The sequence below is a fragment of the Pedobacter sp. SL55 genome (genome assembly GCF_026625705.1).
GTDB lineage: Bacteria > Bacteroidota > Bacteroidia > Sphingobacteriales > Sphingobacteriaceae > Pedobacter.
This window is the reverse complement of the sequence record NZ_CP113059.1, coordinates 3,897,813-3,914,815: the sequence shown is the minus strand read 5'-3', so window position 1 is coordinate 3,914,815 and position 17,003 is coordinate 3,897,813. Positions and strand designations below refer to the sequence as shown.

The window sequence follows — 17,003 nt, the reverse complement described above, 5'->3', positions numbered from 1 at the left end:
AAATTAATTACCTAATTTAAAACACATTTATATGGGATTTGTTAAAGAATTCAAAGATTTCGCTGTAAAAGGCAATGTAATAGATTTAGCAGTTGGTGTAATTATCGGAGCTGCATTCGGTAAAATTGTTTCGTCGTTAGTAGAGGATGTAATTACCCCAGCAGTTTTGGCACCTGCATTAAAAGCTGCAAAGCTAGATAACCTAAGTGCATTAACAATTCCGGGAACCGCTATTAAATATGGTAATTTTTTATCTCAAGTTATCTCATTTATAATCGTTGCTTTAGTATTGTTTATGATCATAAGATTTGTAAACAAGATGAAAAAAAGGAAGAAACTGCACCTGCGGCGCCGGCAGCGCCACCTGCTCCAACAAAAGAAGAAGTTTTGCTAACTGAAATTAGAGATCTATTAAAAAATAAATAATTTAATTTAATTTAAGAGGGATATAGATGGTTTAGATCTGTATCCCTTTTTTTATCTGTTCTTGATGAAAAAAATAATTTTAGCCTTATTGCTAATGTCATCTTCAATTGTGTATGCCCAAACAAAAGACGAGCAAAATTTAGTAGCAGCCGTAGATAAACTAAAAAATGCAATGATTAGTGGAGAGAGAACCGCCTTAGAAGAGGTAGCGGCTACTAATTTAAGCTATGGGCACTCTGGTGGTAAAGTTGAAGACAAAGCTGCTTTTGTAGAAAGTATTGCCAGCGGAAAATCAGATTTCGTAACTATCGATTTGAAAAACCAAACCATTAAGGTTACTGGGAAAACGGCAATTGTGCGCCACGAGTTGCACGCCACAACTAACGATGGTGGCAAAGCAGGAGAGGTGCACCTTGGCATTATGTTGGTTTGGCAAAAAGAAGGTAAGGATTGGAAACTGTTGGCTAGACAAGCCTATAAATTGCCTTACTAATTATCTGATAAATAAGCTGGTATCCAATACTTTTTTCTCAAATTCTTCTACAGGATATTTCGCCTCTATTAATTTTAATAACATTTCGGTTGCCTGTTGGCCAATTTCGTAAGCGGGCTGCCTAACCGAAGTTAACGATGGGTTAAATAAATCCAATACATCAGAATTGCTGAAACCTGCAATAGCCATATCTTTAGGTACAGATACGTTTAAGTTTTTAAATACGCTTAAACAACCTGTACTTAGCCTATCGCCAGCCACAAAAATAGCATCTGGTTTATCTGCCAAGGCAAGTAACTCTTTAATAGCTGTTTCTGTTTCTTCGTAAATCATGCCGCCATGTGGGCAATATTTAATGTATTCTTCTTTAAGCTCAATACCATGATCTGCCAATGCTTTTTTATAGCCCCACAAGCGCTCTATGCTAATAGAAAGATGGCTCGAACTTGTTAAGTGTGCTATTTTTTTGTAGCCGGAGGCGATGAGATGGCTGGTAGCATTGTAAGCGCCTTTTTCGTTATCGGCAATTACTTTATCCGTAACAATTTCATCTGCTACGCGATCAAAAAATACAATAGGCAGGCCTTTTTCGTGTAACGATTTTAAATGAGAAATATCTTCTGTTTGCGAAGATAATGAAACCAGTAATCCATCTACGCCTCTCGAAGCCAGGTGGCTAACGTTAATCACTTCTCGCTCATAAGATTCGTGCGTTTGTGAAATGATAACATGGTAGCCTTTATCGTAAGCAATAGATTCGATGCCATCTATAGCTTGCGAAAAATAGCTGTTTGCCACTTCGCTAACCACTACGCCAATAGACTTGCTTCTGCGTTCTTTTAAGCTCAGTGCAATAGGGTTGGGTTTATAGCCAATTTGTTTAGCATAATCAGTAACCAGTTTTTTGGTAGCCGAACTAATTTCGTAAGTATCTCTTAATGCTCTAGATACGGTAGAAGTAGAAAGGCCAAGGGCTTTGGCTATATCTTTTATGGTAACAGGCTCAAACATGCTTAGTTTATAAAATTACGTGGGTTACTAGCTAAAAAATGTACTTCAAAAATAACACTATTTATCTATTGTACTAAAGATATAATTTTAGATTGATTTTGGCAACGTTGTCGGGAACGATTGCACAAATTTATACTTGTTTAATGGCGCTATATCTTAAAAAAACATTGTAGAATTGTTAAAGGATGGCTCTAAAGCTGTTTTACATATAACCAAATTTTAACCATATTGTATGAAAAAAATCTTGCTGTTTTTTTGTGTGCTTGCTATTGGTATCCAACTAGCTAAGGCGCAAACAAGGTCAGTAACTGGAAAGGTAACCGAAAAAGCTACCGGATCTCCAGTTCCTGGTGTAGCCGTAACCATTAAAGGAACTAAAGTTGCCGTATCTACAGACGGAAACGGAACTTTTAAAATAGGTGTTCCATCTACTGGAAATACTGTTTTGGTTTTCAAATCTATTGGCTTTAACGAAATAGAAGTGGAAGTTGGGACCAAAAGCCAAGTAAATGCAGCATTGGAAGAGAGTTCTACCTCTCTTAATGAAGTGAAAATTGTAAACATTGGTTACGGTACGGTAAGGAAAGAAGCCTTAACAGGTTCTGTATCTTCAATTTCTGCTAAAGATTTACAAGATTTTCCGGTAGGTACGGTAGCAGAGGCCTTGGCCGGTAAGCTAGCTGGTGTTAATGTAACTACCACAGAAGGTGCTCCAGGTGCCGAAATCCAAATTAGGGTACGTGGCGGAAGCTCTCTTACTGGAGATAACTCGCCGTTGTATATTGTAGATGGGGTACAGGTAGAAAATGCACTATCGGTTTTGTCTCCTAACGAAATTCAAAGTATTGATGTACTGAAAGATGTGGCTTCTACCGCTATTTATGGTAGTAGAGGTGCCAACGGGGTAGTAGTAATTACTACCAAAAGCGGTAAAGATGGCCGTACCAACGTCTCTTTTGATACTTATGCGGGTGTTCGTCAAATTGTGAACAAGTTGGATGTAATGAACCCTTACGAGTATGTAATGTACCAATACGAGTTGTACAACAACAATACTGCACAAGATGTAAAAGATAGCTTTACCAAGCGCTACGGTACTTACGAAGATTTAGATATTTATAAAAATATTCCAAATATTGATTGGCAGGATAGGGTTTTTGGCCGCCAAGCGTTTTCTAACACACAGATTTTAAATCTTTCTGGAGGTAATAAAACTACCACTTATAATTTTACCTTAAATAACATTAACGAAGACGGAATTATGTTGGAGTCTGGTTTCAGACGTACCTTCGCTTCTTTCCGTTTCGATCATCGTATTTCTAACAAAGTTCGTACAGGTGTTAATGTACGTTATAGCCGCCAACGTGTAGATGGTGCGGGTACTACAAGCACTGGCTCACAAGGCAATAACCGTTTAAGAAACTCAGTACGTTACCAACCGTTTTCTGGCGGCGGCGAAACTGGAGATTTCTTTGACGCAGACTTTTTAACCACTGGTTTAACCAACCCTGTATCTCTTGCACATCAAGAATTAAAGTACGATTATAAAAACGATTTAATTAGCAGTGCCTACATCAGTTACGATATCCTTAAAAACCTTACAGTTAGAAGTCAGGTTAGTTTAAACTTTACTGATAGGGAGATTAATGCATTTAGTGGCGTGCTATCTAATGTGGCTAGGCAAAATTCAAATATGCCAGTAGTGGTTTTAAGTGGTTCTACCTTAAATACTTTTCTGAATACCAACACCTTAAATTATAAACCTAATTTAGGTAACGATCATAGTTTAGAACTTTTGCTTGGCCAAGAAACCAACATTAGAAACAGTACGGGTAACTCAAGTACCATTAAGTGGTTTCCAGCAGATATTTCTGCTTCTGAGGCATTTGCAAGTATCCAAAAGGCAGAGCCTCCAGTAGCGGGTTTGGTGCAAGATAAACCAACATCATCCGTAAACGGCGACAGACAAATGTCTTTCTTTGCTAGAGCTTCTTATGGCTATAAAGGCAGATATTTGGCTACATTAAACTATAGAAGAGATGGGTCTTCATTTTTTGCAGATGATAGACGTTGGGGAGATTTCCCGTCAGCGCAGGTTGCTTGGAGATTATCTGAAGAAAGTTTCATCAAAGACCTAAATTTAAAATGGTTAGGTAATGTGAAGGTAAGGGCAAGTTATGGTATTGCCGGAAACAATAGAATTGGAACAGATTTGTTCCGAACAATTTATCAAGCTAGTTCTACTGCTGGGGGCTATGCTGCTGCCGATGCCTCTGTACTTACGGGCCTAATTACTGGCGACTTTTTAGCTAACCCACTAGTAACTTGGGAAAAAAATATATCAGCTAACTTAGGTTTAGATATTGATTTGTTTAAAAACAGATTGTCTGCAAGTATCGATGTATATGATAATCGTACTAAAGATTTACTGTTAAGAGCTGACATTCCTGCTGTAAATGGTTACAGATACCAACAACAAAATGTGGGTGAAACCAGTAACAAGGGTTTAGAAGTGCAGTTAAACGGCTTAGTGGCAAAAACCAAAAACTTTAGCTATAATGCTGGGGTAAACTTTGCTTTCAATAAAAATACTATTGTGGCCTTACAGAATGGTTTACAATCTTATGTAACCGAATCAGGGTGGGTAAATAACTTAGCAGATTTCTTGGTTCAAGTTGGTCAACCTGTTGGTCAGTTTTATGGTTTTGTATCTGATGGTCGTTACACCGTAAATGATTTTAATTACACACAAAATACCACCACAGGAGTTTATACTTATACTTTAAAGCCAGATGTGCCTAATGCCAGTGCACTTTTAGGTAATAGAGCACCACAACCTGGCGATATGAAAGTTAAAAAATTATCAAGCGGCAGTAGCATGTTAATTGGTGCAGACGATAGAACGGTATTGGGCAACTCACAACCCAAAGTAATTGGTGGTTTTACCAATCAGTTTACCTACAAGAATTTTGACATGAATATTTTCATGAACTTTTCTATCGGTAATAAAGTTTACAACGCAAATAAATTAGAGTTCACTTCGCAGTTTAATGTGAAAGATAATAACCTTTTGTCCGTGATGAACGACAGATGGAAGAACTTTGATGCCAATGGTGTTAAAGTTACCGATCCAACGATGTTAACAGAAATGAATGCCAATACCACCATGTGGACACCTACTTTAGGAAACTACACCTTAACTTCTTACGCAATTGAAGATGGCTCTTTCTTACGTATTACTAACGTTACTTTAGGATACACTTTGCCAACTACTTTGGTAAAACGTACAGGCTTTATCTCTAAGTTAAGAGTATATGCAACAGTAAATAACTTGCATACCTTTACCAAGTACACAGGTTACGATCCAGAGGCCAATACCCGCCGTAGCAATCCGTTAACACCTGGTATAGATTATGCAGCTTACCCTCGTAGCAGATTTATGTTAGCTGGTATTAACATGGTATTTTAATCACTAAACTTTAAAAGACAATGAAAATTAAATCAATAAAAACTGCTTTTTTAGTTTTAGCTATGGGAGCAGCATTCTACCTTCTTGTAAGAAAGTATTAGATTACGATTCTGAATCGAATTCATCTACTACAGTTGTATTTAACAGTATAAACTCTACCAATACGGCCGTGGTAGCTATATATAATCGTTTAATTGGTGATAACGGCTACGGTAGTCGTATTTCTACACTTTTTGGTGTTTCGGCAGATGATTTTAGAACATCGGGAAGTTACGGTGCAGACGATAGAAGAGGCTTGAGTATGTATGGCGCAAGTCCAAACAATACCGATTTGTTCAATCCTTTTGCACAGTTGTACTCGGGTATAGAACGTGCCAATTTATGTATCAAATTTATTCCAGAGTCTCAGCTTTATACTAATGGTACAGCTGCAGAGCAGACCATCATGAGGCGCTATTTAGGCGAAGCACTTGCTTTGAGGGCCCAATTTTATTATGAGTTGATCCGTAACTGGGGCGATGTGCCACAACGTTTCAAATCGGCTGCTTACGAAGACAGTCTTTATCCACCTAACGCCAATAGAGATGAAACTTATGATGTGATTATTGAAGATTTGAAAACAGCCGCGGAATTAGTGCCTTGGAGAACCGAAATTCCAGAATACGGAAGTTATCGTTTTACCAAAGGAGCTATTAAAGCATTAAGAGCTAGAATTGCTTTGGCTAGAGGTGGTTATTCGTTACGTACTGAAACCAAATTAATGGAAAGAAGATCGGATTATTTGAAGTATTATCAAATTGCTTTCGATGAATGCCAGGAAATCATAGCTAATCCGACACAACATGATATTAACCCAGTATTCGAAAATGTTTTTAAAACCCTTCATGGTACACGTATGGATAGCCAACATGAATTGATGTTTGAGGTGGCTGCTTTTGGTGGTAACTCTAATACAGATAGCAAGTTGGGGTATTACAATGGTTTGCGTTTCAACTCTTCGTCAGATTATGGGCAAGGTGGGGGAGGTATGGTAGCTGTTCCTACTTATTTTTATGAGTTTGACAAAAGAGATTTGAGAAGAGACGTAACCATTGGAGTTTTTGAGATCAATGCAAATTCTAAAAAAATCATCAATACCTTAAATAACATGTCGGATGCCAAGTTTAGAAAATCTTGGACTGCCTTTAATAAAAATTCTACTTCACAAACTTTTGCCGTTAACTGGCCAATGATCAGATTTTCTGATGTACTGTTAATGTTTGCAGAGGCAGATAATGAAATCAATCCTCAACCATCTGCTGCTGCTATTGCTGCATTGAAAAAAGTTCAGGATAGAGCTTATGGCGGTACTACGCCAGCAGGTTTGTCTATACCTACTACCAAAGGACCATTTTTTGATGCCATTGTAAAGGAAAGACTATTAGAGTTTGGCGGCGAAGGTGTAAGAAAGTATGATTTAATTAGATGGAATTTAATTAATAGCAAGTTCCAGGAAACTAGAACCAAGTTAGCAGATTTAATTGCTGGTACAGGTGCTTATACCAATGTTCCAGAAGTTGTATACACTAAAGAGTCTAACTATAACCTTTCTCCTAGCAGTGATGAGGTAGCAAGTATGGATTTGTTTGGTGGAACTGCCAATGTTGTATTGTATCAACCGGCACCTTCTACACCCCCAGCTGGTTATACTTCGTCAAGTAATATAAAAAATTGGAGAAAATCGTTAACTACCGAAAACCAATTGACAAGTAAATTTCTACTGGTTTTGCTTTCTATTTCGAGCCGAACAAGAAAGAACTTTTCCCTTATCCAAATACGGTGTTAAACCAGAATACCAACATGAAACAAAACTTTGGTTACGTAGGCCTTTAATCTTAACGAAATGAAAAATATTAAAGAATATACAATAGTTAAAATCATGATGCTTGCTATGTTGGTGGGCTTAATGGTTACGGGATGTAAGAAAAACGAAAATGAGAACTTAGAAACTCCACGTATATTTAAACCAGGAGAAGTTTCTATCTCAGCAGGGCAAACTTCGGCTAAATTGAAGTGGGTAGAACCTATTTTCAGCGATGGAAAACCATTAACTTATACAGTTGATTTTTCTACAGACCAAACATTTGCAACCATTGCTTATACTAAGGTGGTAGATACTGCAGGTATTACCGTTACCGACGAAAACTTGCAGACGAGAACACCGTACTACGCTAGAATTAAGGCCAATGCTTATCAAGGTCAGCCAGAATCGAAGTACATGATTAGTGAACCGTTTCAAATTACAGGTTTGCAATTGTTTAAAGCCGTTCAAGAAAACGACCTCACACGTACAGGCGCTACTTTAAGATTTACAGCTACAACTGGTTTAACCAGTATTGTATTAAAACCAACTACAGGTGCAACTGTTACTGTGCCATTAACAGCTGGCGATGCCGCTGCTGGCTTTAAAGCTGTAACAGGTTTAACCGCACAAACCGCATACACCGCTACTTTAATGTTGGGCACAAGGACTGTGGGTGTTGTAGAGTTTACTACACTTGCTCCATTGCCAACAGGGGCAGACGTAGTTACACTAACGGCAACTGATGATTTAGCAGCAAAAATACAAGCTGCTACAGCAAGCACTAGATTTGTGTTGTTGCAGGGCACTCAATACAATTCGGATGCAACAGTAGTGTTACCTGCTGGAATAGATATCAGTATCATTGGCGAAGCAGGCCCAGTAAAACCTATCGTCTCATTATCGTTAATTACTTTGCCAACTACGGGAGGTAAACTACATTTTGAGAACGTTGATGTAACAGGTTATGCTAATGGTAATGCTGCAACTACCAAACGCCAGTATTTAATTAACCAAGGTACAGCTTCTGTAATGGAACAGATTTCTTTCGAAAACTGTAACCTTAGGAATTTCGTTAATACGCCATTCCGCTTGCAAGGTTCTAATAACATTACCATCAATAAATTAATTGTGAATAGATGTGTTGTTAGTGATATTGGTGTTAATGGTAGCACTGGTACATATGCGTTTATTACCGCTACTACAGCAACTTGTAAGTTTAATAATATTACACTTACCAATAGCACATTTAAAGAGATAGGTTACGGATTAATTGTACATAGTGCTGCTCCATCTGTTGCGGTTGCTATAGAAAATAATACTTTTTACAATGTTATAGGAAATGGCAGGTACCTTATCGACTACAGTACGCAGGTGGTGTCTTCATCTTATACCTTTAAAAGTAATATCATTGGTAAAACCTATGCGCCGGCTAATACAGGTAGAGGTATGAGAGGTGGTACAACGCCTGTTGCAGAAAGTAATTATCTTACTACTGATGCTGTTATTTCAGCAAACCCAATTCCGCAAATTACCAACTACAGTGGTACCAGCTTGGATTTATTTACCGATCCAGCTGCTGGCGATTTCAAAATCAAGGATAATACGTTTGCAGGAAGATCTTCGGTAGGCGATCCGAGAGGAAGATTATAGTTTTTTGAAAAATTTAAGAGGCTGTATCAAAAGTGAAATAATGCCGTCATTTCGACGATCGAAGAGCTTGCCCCGAAATTTTCGGGGAGGAGAAATCTTTTCCAGAAATAGCTTCTGGAGGGGATCTCTCTCTAGCGTTCGAGATGACTAGTGACTTTTGAGACAGCCTCTTCTTTAACAGTTTCGTCAAATATGTTCCGTCAAATACTGTTTGCATCTTGCCTCTTATTATTTATGCTTTCAGAGCCCGCCCAAAAGAAAATCACACTTTTTATTATAGGCGATTCTACAGCCGCTAACAAAGCCGAAAAAGCTTTTCCCGAAACTGGCTGGGGAATGAAAATTGGCGAATTGTTTAGTGATAAAATAACGATTGCTAATAAGGCTGCTAATGGAAGAAGTACCAAATCTTTCATTGCAGAAAAAAGATGGCAAGAAGTTTTTAATGAACTTAAGCCTGGCGATTTCGTCTTCATCCAATTCGGTCATAACGATGAGAAAATAGATAAACCAGCAGTGGGTACTTCGTTAGAAGAATACAAAGCGAACTTAGTGCTTTACGTAAATCAAACTAGAGAAAAGAAAGCAAATCCAGTTTTGCTAACGCCAATCATGAGGCGAAGTTTTACAAATGGCGTATTTGTTGATACCCACAAAGGATACCCAGACGTAGTGAGAAAAGTAGCCGATTCGTTAAATGTACCGTTGATAGATATGCACAAAAAAACGGAAAAGCTATTGATTGGTTTAGGAGAGCAAGGCGCTATCAAGTTATTTAATCATTTAGATAGCGGTCACGTAAATTACCCTAAAGGTGTAAAAGATAATACACATTTAAGTGTAGAAGGAGCAAAGCAAGTAGCTGCTTTGGTAGCTCAAGGTATCGAGGAGCAAAAATTAGGTTTGGCTAAATATCTCAAGAAGTAATATGAACGGAAAGATTAAAATTGCAGCATTGTTGCTTGTATTTGCGTTTTGCGCATTTAAACCATTTAAAAAAGTAACCACTATCTACCTAATTGGAGATTCCACAGTAGCGAACTATCAGTTAGAACCCGATTATATGGAAAAAAGACATCCACTATATGGGTGGGGACAAGCTTTTCAGCCATTTTTTAATAAGGCAAGTATCAACGATGTTAAAAATCTCATTAAAACAGATAGCGTAATTGTAGATGATAGAGCAAAAGGTGGTCGCAGTACCAGAACCTTTTTTCAGGAAGGAAGATGGCGGGAAGTATATACACGTTTGAAAAAGGGAGATCTGGTAATGATCAATTTGGCCATAACGATGCTGCGGTAGATAAAACCGAACGTTATGTAAATATTGAAGGTTACAAAGAATTTTTGCGTTTGTACGTTAATCAAACCAGAGAAAAAGGAGCAACGCCAATTTTGCTAACTCCGGTAAATAGAAATTATCCTTGGAAAGATGGCAAACTAAGCAATGTGCATGGCGAATATCCAAATGCGGTAAAGGAAATTGCAAAGGAATTGAACGTAAAACTGATTGATTTAACGCAACTTTCTATCGATGCTTTTACTGCTAAAGGGCAAGAATATGTGACCAACAATTACTTCATGAATTTTGATAAAGGTTTGTACCAAGCTTACCCAGACGGACAAAAAGACAATACTCATTTTCAGAAAGCGGGTGCACAAGCGGTAGCTCAACTGGTGTTTAATGCAATGAAAGGTTTATAGGATGAAGAGGATATTATCGACTGGTTTCATTGTTCTATTGTTGAATTGTTTTTTCGCTCAAGCTGCGATCTTCAATACTCAATACCCAATACTCAATACTCAATACGACTTCGTAGTTGCGCAAGATGGCTCGGGTAATTTCAAAACCGTTCAAGAAGCTTTAAACGCTGTCCCTGATTTTAGAAAAGTAACAACAACCATCTTTATTAAAAACGGTACTTACAAAGAAAAACTCAATCTTTCTGCATCTAAACAGATGGTTACATTGATTGGCGAGAGTGTAGAAAAAACTATTCTTACTTACGATGATTGGGCACAAAAGAAAAACATTTTCGGCGAAGAAAAAGGAACTTCGGGTTCTGCAAGCTGCTACATTTATGGTACCCAGTTTACTGCAAAAAACATTACGTTTCAAAACTCTGCCGGGCCGGTTGGGCAAGCAGTAGCGCTATTTGTGGCTGGCGATAAAGCTCGTTTTTTTAATTGCAGAATGCTCGGGTTTCAGGATACCTTGTATACTTATGGTCAGGGTAGCCGCCAATATTATTACCAATGTTATATCGAAGGCACAGTAGATTTCATTTTTGGTTCTTCTACCGCAGTGTTTGATGAATGTGAAATTTTTGGCAAAAAAGCTGGTTATTATACTGCGGCATCAACTCCAGATAGCACTAAATATGGTTATGTGTTTATCAACAGTACAATACATGGCGATGCGCCAGAAAACTCGTTCTATTTGGGAAGACCGTGGCGACCTTATGCTAAAACGGTATTTATTAGTTGCGATTTAGGTAAACAGATTAAACCAGAAGGCTGGCATAATTGGAATAAGCCAAATGCAGAAAAAACGACCATTTATGCCGAGTACATAAGCAAAGGCTTTGGAGCTAATGATAAAGGCCGTGTAAAATGGGCACACCAATTAACCGAAAAGCAAGTGAAAGAAAACTACACTTTAGATAAAATTTTTAACGGCTGGAAACCGATGGAGTAGTCTGTCGATCCGAGATCTAAGGAGACTATCCTAAGCTTTAAATAAGCTTGTTTATTTACTCGGTCATCAAGATAATAGTTTTAACGCTATAAAAGACATTTGCTATTGCTAGGTAAATAACGTGAGTTGCGGTTTTTGTGTTTGATTATCATATAGTTAGTTCAATAGTAATTAAATAGGGTAATCATTGCGAGGAACGAAGCAATCTTAAAGTGGTAGTTTAATAGTATAGGATTGCTTCGTGCCTCGCAATTACGGATTAGGACACATATTCACGTTAAATAATTTTAGCAGTAGCATTAACCAAATTAAATCCAATGAATAGAAAAGCTTTATATTTTTTAGCAGGTGCATTTATATTGCTAAGCTGCTCTAAAAAAACAGAAACACCAGCAACTAATAACGGCGGTAACGGTACCAATACAGGTACAGACAAGCCTACGCAGGTTCAAGAAACGGCTTACAGTTTTCCAGGTGCCGAAGGTTTTGGCAGAAACACCACCGGTGGTAGAGAGGGGAGAGTAATTAAGGTAACCAACTTAAATGATGCCGGCGCCGGAAGTTTAAGAGAAGCCATTGCCGCAAGCGGTAAACGTATCATTGTTTTTGAGGTATCTGGAAATATCGAATTAAAAAGTAGGTTGCAAATTACCAATGGCGATGTGACTATTGCTGGTCAAACTGCTCCTGGCGATGGTATTTGCATTCAAAATTACGAGCTAAATATTGCAGCTAACAACGTGGTGGTTCGTTATATGCGTTTTAGATTGGGCGATGTAAATGTAGCAACCATAGAAAGCGATACTTTTTGGGGAAGAAATTTGGAAAACATCATGATTGATCATTGCTCAATGAGTTGGTCTATTGATGAAACGGCATCATTCTATCATAATAAGAACTTTACCATGCAATGGTGTATGATTACCGAAAGCATGAATAACTCTGGGCATTCTAAAGGTGCGCATGGTTACGGCGGTATATGGGGAGGTTCGCCAGCTACTTTCCACCATAATTTGCTGGCACATCACACCAGTCGCAATCCAAGGTTTGATGGCGGATTAAGGTACAGTAATGGTAGTGGTACTGGTGTAGGCCCTTTTGGCCCCGATAAAGTAGATTATAGAAATAATGTAATTTACAATTGGAGCGGAAACAGTGCTTATGGAGGAGAAAATGGAGAATATAATATTGTAAACAACTATTATAAAGCTGGTCCATCAACTCCAGCAAGCCGCAATAAAAGGATTATGCAGGTTACCAAAGATGTGGCTACAAGTGCGCCTAATCCAGCAACGTATGGCCTTGGTTATGGTACATTTTATATTGATGGAAATTATGTAAATGGTAATACTACGGTAACAGCTAACAATTGGAGTGGCGGTGTAGATTATGATGCAGGCATTACAGAAACGATGGTGCGCAAAGCCACTCCTTTTACTTTCTCTGGTGTAGCTATTACGGCACATACTGCCCAACAAGCTTATGAAGCAGTTTTAAACTACGCAGGAGCAGCTTACAAAAGAGATGCTGTAGATATTAGAATAGCCAACGAGGTTAGAAATGGTACGGCAACTTACAAAGGCGCTATTTCTGGTCTGTGGGGTATTATTGATACGCAAAAAGACGTAGGAGGCTGGCCAAAATTAAATCAAACAGCTGTTTTAAAAGATACAGATGGAGATGGAATGCCAGATGATTGGGAGATAGCCAATAAACTAGACCCTAATAAAGCAAATGCAAATGGGCGTGATTTAAGCTCTGGCTACGATAACATAGAAGTTTATATCAACAGTTTGGTAAAAACAATAACCGAAGCACAGTACAAATAACTAAGGCTGCCTCAAATAATTTAAGTAGATGAATGAGCAAAAAATTCTATTTGCCATCTAATAGCTTTCGTGTCTTTTGTGGTTCAAAATCTACCTCAAAAGGCAGGAAAGAAACTAGACATTTGCAAAAGAAGTTTCGTTTTAATTGTACTTAAATAAAATTTCTGCTGTTTTACTTGTATTTAATTTTTGATACAAGTTATTTTTTGATAGTTTTATGCAACCGTTTGCATTGTGTTGATGCACAAAAAATTTTATATTTCGACATAGCGCAAATATAAGCCAGCCCCATAGGGGCCAATAAAATAAATAATGATGAAAAAAACACTAATTGCTTTATTGGCAGCAGTATCTTTTAGTGCTGTTGCGCAAAAAAATGATGTCTCTAAGGTTTGGGTAGCCGATTTAGGTAATGGAACGTATAAAAATCCAGTGCTAGATGCAGATTATTCTGACCCAGATGCCGTAAGGGTAGGCGATAAATTTTACATGATAGCTTCTAGTTTTGATGCCGTTCCTGGTTTACCAATCTTAGAATCTATAGATTTAGTGAATTGGAAACTCATTGGCCATGCCTTGAAAAGACAACCACCTTTTGAGCATTTCTCGAAGACACAACACGGCAATGGCGTTTGGGCACCAGCTATCCGTTACCATAATAACGAGTTTTACATTTATTATCCAGATCCAGATTTTGGTATTTACTTAACTAAAGCAAAAAACATTTTAGGTCCTTGGACAGCCCCAGTTTTGGTAGAAGGTGGAAAAGGTTTAATAGACCCGTGCCCACTTTGGGATGAGGATGGAAATGTGTACTTAACCCATGGTTATGCAGGTAGTAGAGCTGGTATAAAAAGTGTTTTGGTAGTAAAACGAATGAATGCTGCTGGAGACAAAACAGTAGAAGAAGGTAAAATTGTTTTTGATGGGCATGAGCAAGACCCCACCTTAGAAGGACCTAAATTTTACAAAAGAAATGGTTATTACTACATTTTTGCACCTGCAGGAGGAGTTGCTACTGGTTGGCAATTGGTATTGCGCTCTAAAAATGTGTACGGACCTTATGAACGCAAAGTAGTGATGGATCAGGGCAAATCGCCGATTAACGGCCCGCACCAAGGCGCTTGGGTAAATACGCCAAATGGCGAGGATTGGTTCTTGCATTTTCAAGATAAAGATGCTTATGGCAGGGTTGTGCATTTACAACCTATGAAATGGATAAATAACTGGCCAGTAATTGGTATAGATAAAGATGGCGATGGTATTGGAGAGCCAGTATTGACTTATAAAAAGCCTACGGTAGCTAAGCCAAGTACAATTTATACGCCTGCAGAAAGCGATGAATTTAATGGAACTGATTTAGGCTTGCAATGGCAATGGCAGGCCAACCCAGTAGCTACTTGGTCGTTTTTAAATCCAAGCAAAGGCAGTTTGAGGTTATATACCGCTAAAATTCCAGATAGTGCTAAAAACCTTTGGGATGTGCCAAATATCTTGATGCAGAAATTTCCTACAGAAGAGTTTACCGCAACTACGAAAGTAAGTTTCACGCCAAATCCAAAATTAGAGAACGAAAAAGTGGGTTTAACCGTTTATGGTTTAAGCTATGCTTATTTAGCGGTAAAATCTAAAAAAGACGGATTGTACTTAGTTCATTCAGTGTGCAAAAGTGCAGATAAAGGCAAAGCCGAACTAGAGAAACAAGTGCTTAAACTAGATGGCAAAGAAGTGTATTTACGAATGAAAGTGAGTAAGGGAGCAAAGTGCGAGTTTAGCTACAGCAAAGATGGTACTACTTTTACTACTATAGATGATGTTTTTGAAGCAACGCCCGGAAAATGGATTGGCGCTAAAATAGGTCTATTTGCAGTAAGAGATCAACAAACTAACGATAGTGGTTATGCAGATTTTGACTGGTTTAGAGTAGATAAGTAATTCTAGGGAACGCTATGCTTTTTGTTAAATTGAAAAGAAGTGATGCTGATATTTACAACGAATAATTGCGTAAATATCAGCATCGATATTAATTAGTTGTAAACAAATTCCCCGAATTCACTTTTAATAGTTACTTGTTTTTGTTCGCTCGCTTCTACTCTGCCAATAATTTGAGCATCAATGTTGAAGCTTTTCGAAATAGCAATAATATCTTCAGCAATTTCGGCAGGTACGTACAATTCCATTCTATGTCCCATATTAAAAACTTTGTACATTTCTTTCCAGTCGGTACCAGATTGCTCTTGTATCAATTTGAATAGGGGAGGAATTGGGAACAGATTGTCTTTAACAACATGTACATCATCATTAACAAAGTGTAATACTTTGGTTTGTGCACCGCCACTGCAATGTACAATGCCATCTATTTGACTGCGATATTTATCTAGAATTTGTTTGATTACTGGAGCATAGGTACGTGTTGGCGATAATACCAATTTACCAGCAGTTACACTTTCCGTATCATTAATCTGAACCAAATCGGTTAATTGTTTACCACCAGAAAATACCAAATCAAAAGGCACACCTGGATCAAAACTTTCTGGATATTTGTTGGCCACAGCTTTTTCAAAAACATCGTGACGGGCAGAAGTTAAGCCATTAGAGCCCATACCGCCGTTATATTCGGTTTCGTAGGTTGCTTTACCGTAAGATGCTAAACCAACCACTACATTACCAGCTTTAATATTATCATTACTAATCACTTCGTCGCGTTTCATGCGGCAGGTAACTGTCGAATCTACGATGATGGTACGCACCAAATCGCCAACATCGGCAGTTTCGCCACCGGTAGAGTAAATGGAAATACCTAGTTCTCTTAGTTCAGCTAAAATTTCTTCGGTACCGTTAATGATGGCTGCAATTACTTCGCCCGGAATTAGGTTTTTATTGCGACCAATGGTAGACGATAGCAAGATTTGATCGGTAGCACCAACGCAAATCAAATCATCAATGTTCATGATGATGGCATCTTGCGCAATGCCTTTCCAAACAGAAATATCCCCGGTTTCTTTCCAGTAAGTATAAGCTAAGGATGATTTGGTACCAGCGCCATCGGCATGCATGATATTGCAAAAATCAGGGTCGTTACCTAAAATGTCTGGAATGATTTTGCAGAATGCTTTTGGGAAAATTCCTTTGTCGATGTTTTTGATGGCTGCGTGTACATCTTCTTTAGATGCAGACACGCCACGCTGGTTGTACCTATTGTCGCTCATAATTGCTGCAAAGATAGTTGATTAAGGCAAAAGGTGGAAGGTAAAAGGTAAAAGGTTTTGAACACTTGAGTGATTGTTTTTGTTGTTGTAAAGTTGTAAGGTTGAAATGTTGTAAAGTTGGCGAGAGTTTAAATCAATTTATGATAAGCGAAGGTGGCTTGTAAGCTTTAACTTCGGACGGTTACAAAGAGTACGAATGAAAGTTTTGTGTACCCTATTTTAATAATGAAATATTTGGGCGTGTTAGAAACAACCCCGTAGGGGCGAGATCATTTTAGAAATTATACGTGCCATAATTAATCCCAAAGGGGTGAAATTATTTTATGCGGTTTGTTTTTTTGGTAAATAGCAGCAAAAACTTTTGTGTGATAAACC

The 17,003-nt window shown here is 38.1% G+C and carries 12 protein-coding genes and 1 pseudogene; 11 read left to right on the top strand and 2 right to left on the bottom strand.

Annotated features, from left to right (window positions below; all coding sequences use genetic code 11):
• Positions 1-31: 31 nt before the first annotated feature.
• Together mscL and OVA16_RS17475 are read left to right on the top strand one after the other, a co-directional pair.
• Positions 32-426: pseudogene (gene mscL, locus OVA16_RS17480) on the top strand (large-conductance mechanosensitive channel protein MscL).
• A 64-nt stretch (positions 427-490) separates the two neighbouring features.
• Positions 491-919 (top strand): nuclear transport factor 2 family protein, encoded by a 429-nt coding sequence (locus tag OVA16_RS17475; protein ID WP_267762128.1) that lies wholly within the window; start codon positions 491-493, stop codon positions 917-919.
• Here OVA16_RS17475 and OVA16_RS17470 read toward each other — a convergent pair whose 3' ends face one another.
• Positions 920-1,930, bottom strand: coding sequence for a LacI family DNA-binding transcriptional regulator (locus OVA16_RS17470; protein WP_267762127.1), 1,011 nt, complete (start codon positions 1,928-1,930; stop codon positions 920-922). It abuts the gene before it with no gap.
• Between the two features lie 232 nt (positions 1,931-2,162).
• On the opposite strand from OVA16_RS17470, the gene OVA16_RS17465 reads away from it, so the two are divergent.
• From OVA16_RS17465 to OVA16_RS17425, 9 genes are all read left to right on the top strand, one after another.
• Complete coding sequence (locus OVA16_RS17465; protein WP_267762125.1) at positions 2,163-5,399, top strand: SusC/RagA family TonB-linked outer membrane protein; 3,237 nt, start codon at positions 2,163-2,165, stop codon at positions 5,397-5,399.
• A 31-nt stretch (positions 5,400-5,430) separates the two neighbouring features.
• Positions 5,431-7,224, top strand: coding sequence for a RagB/SusD family nutrient uptake outer membrane protein (locus OVA16_RS17460; RefSeq protein WP_324288618.1), 1,794 nt, complete (start codon positions 5,431-5,433; stop codon positions 7,222-7,224).
• A gap of 57 nt (positions 7,225-7,281) precedes the next feature.
• Positions 7,282-8,892: a DUF5123 domain-containing protein gene (locus OVA16_RS17455; RefSeq protein WP_267762123.1), complete on the top strand. Its 1,611-nt coding sequence runs from the start codon at positions 7,282-7,284 to the stop codon at positions 8,890-8,892.
• Positions 8,893-9,126: 234 nt separating this feature from the next.
• Complete coding sequence (locus OVA16_RS17450) at positions 9,127-9,819, top strand: rhamnogalacturonan acetylesterase (RefSeq protein ID WP_267762121.1); 693 nt, start codon at positions 9,127-9,129, stop codon at positions 9,817-9,819.
• A gap of 1 nt (position 9,820) precedes the next feature.
• Positions 9,821-10,195 carry a hypothetical protein gene (locus OVA16_RS17445; protein ID WP_267762120.1) on the top strand — a complete coding sequence of 125 codons (375 nt, stop codon included), beginning with the start codon at positions 9,821-9,823 and terminating at the stop codon, positions 10,193-10,195.
• Positions 10,120-10,596, top strand: coding sequence for an SGNH/GDSL hydrolase family protein (locus OVA16_RS17440; protein ID WP_267762118.1), 477 nt, complete (start codon positions 10,120-10,122; stop codon positions 10,594-10,596). Before OVA16_RS17445 ends, OVA16_RS17440 begins: the two co-directional genes overlap by 76 nt.
• A gap of 1 nt (position 10,597) precedes the next feature.
• Positions 10,598-11,590 carry a pectinesterase family protein gene (locus OVA16_RS17435; protein WP_267762117.1) on the top strand — a complete coding sequence of 331 codons (993 nt, stop codon included), beginning with the start codon at positions 10,598-10,600 and terminating at the stop codon, positions 11,588-11,590.
• Between the two features lie 317 nt (positions 11,591-11,907).
• Positions 11,908-13,419, top strand: coding sequence for a pectate lyase (locus OVA16_RS17430; RefSeq protein WP_267762115.1), 1,512 nt, complete (start codon positions 11,908-11,910; stop codon positions 13,417-13,419).
• A 312-nt stretch (positions 13,420-13,731) separates the two neighbouring features.
• Entirely contained in the window at positions 13,732-15,354 is a 1,623-nt protein-coding gene (locus tag OVA16_RS17425) for a glycoside hydrolase 43 family protein (RefSeq protein ID WP_267762113.1), read from the top strand.
• 92 nt (positions 15,355-15,446) lie between these two features.
• Here the strand turns inward: OVA16_RS17425 and OVA16_RS17420 are convergent, their stop codons facing one another.
• The gene (locus OVA16_RS17420) at positions 15,447-16,628 is read right to left on the bottom strand and encodes an AIR synthase related protein (protein ID WP_267762111.1); all 1,182 of its coding nucleotides are present in this window, start codon (positions 16,626-16,628) and stop codon (positions 15,447-15,449) included.
• Between the last annotated feature and the right edge of the window lie 375 nt (positions 16,629-17,003).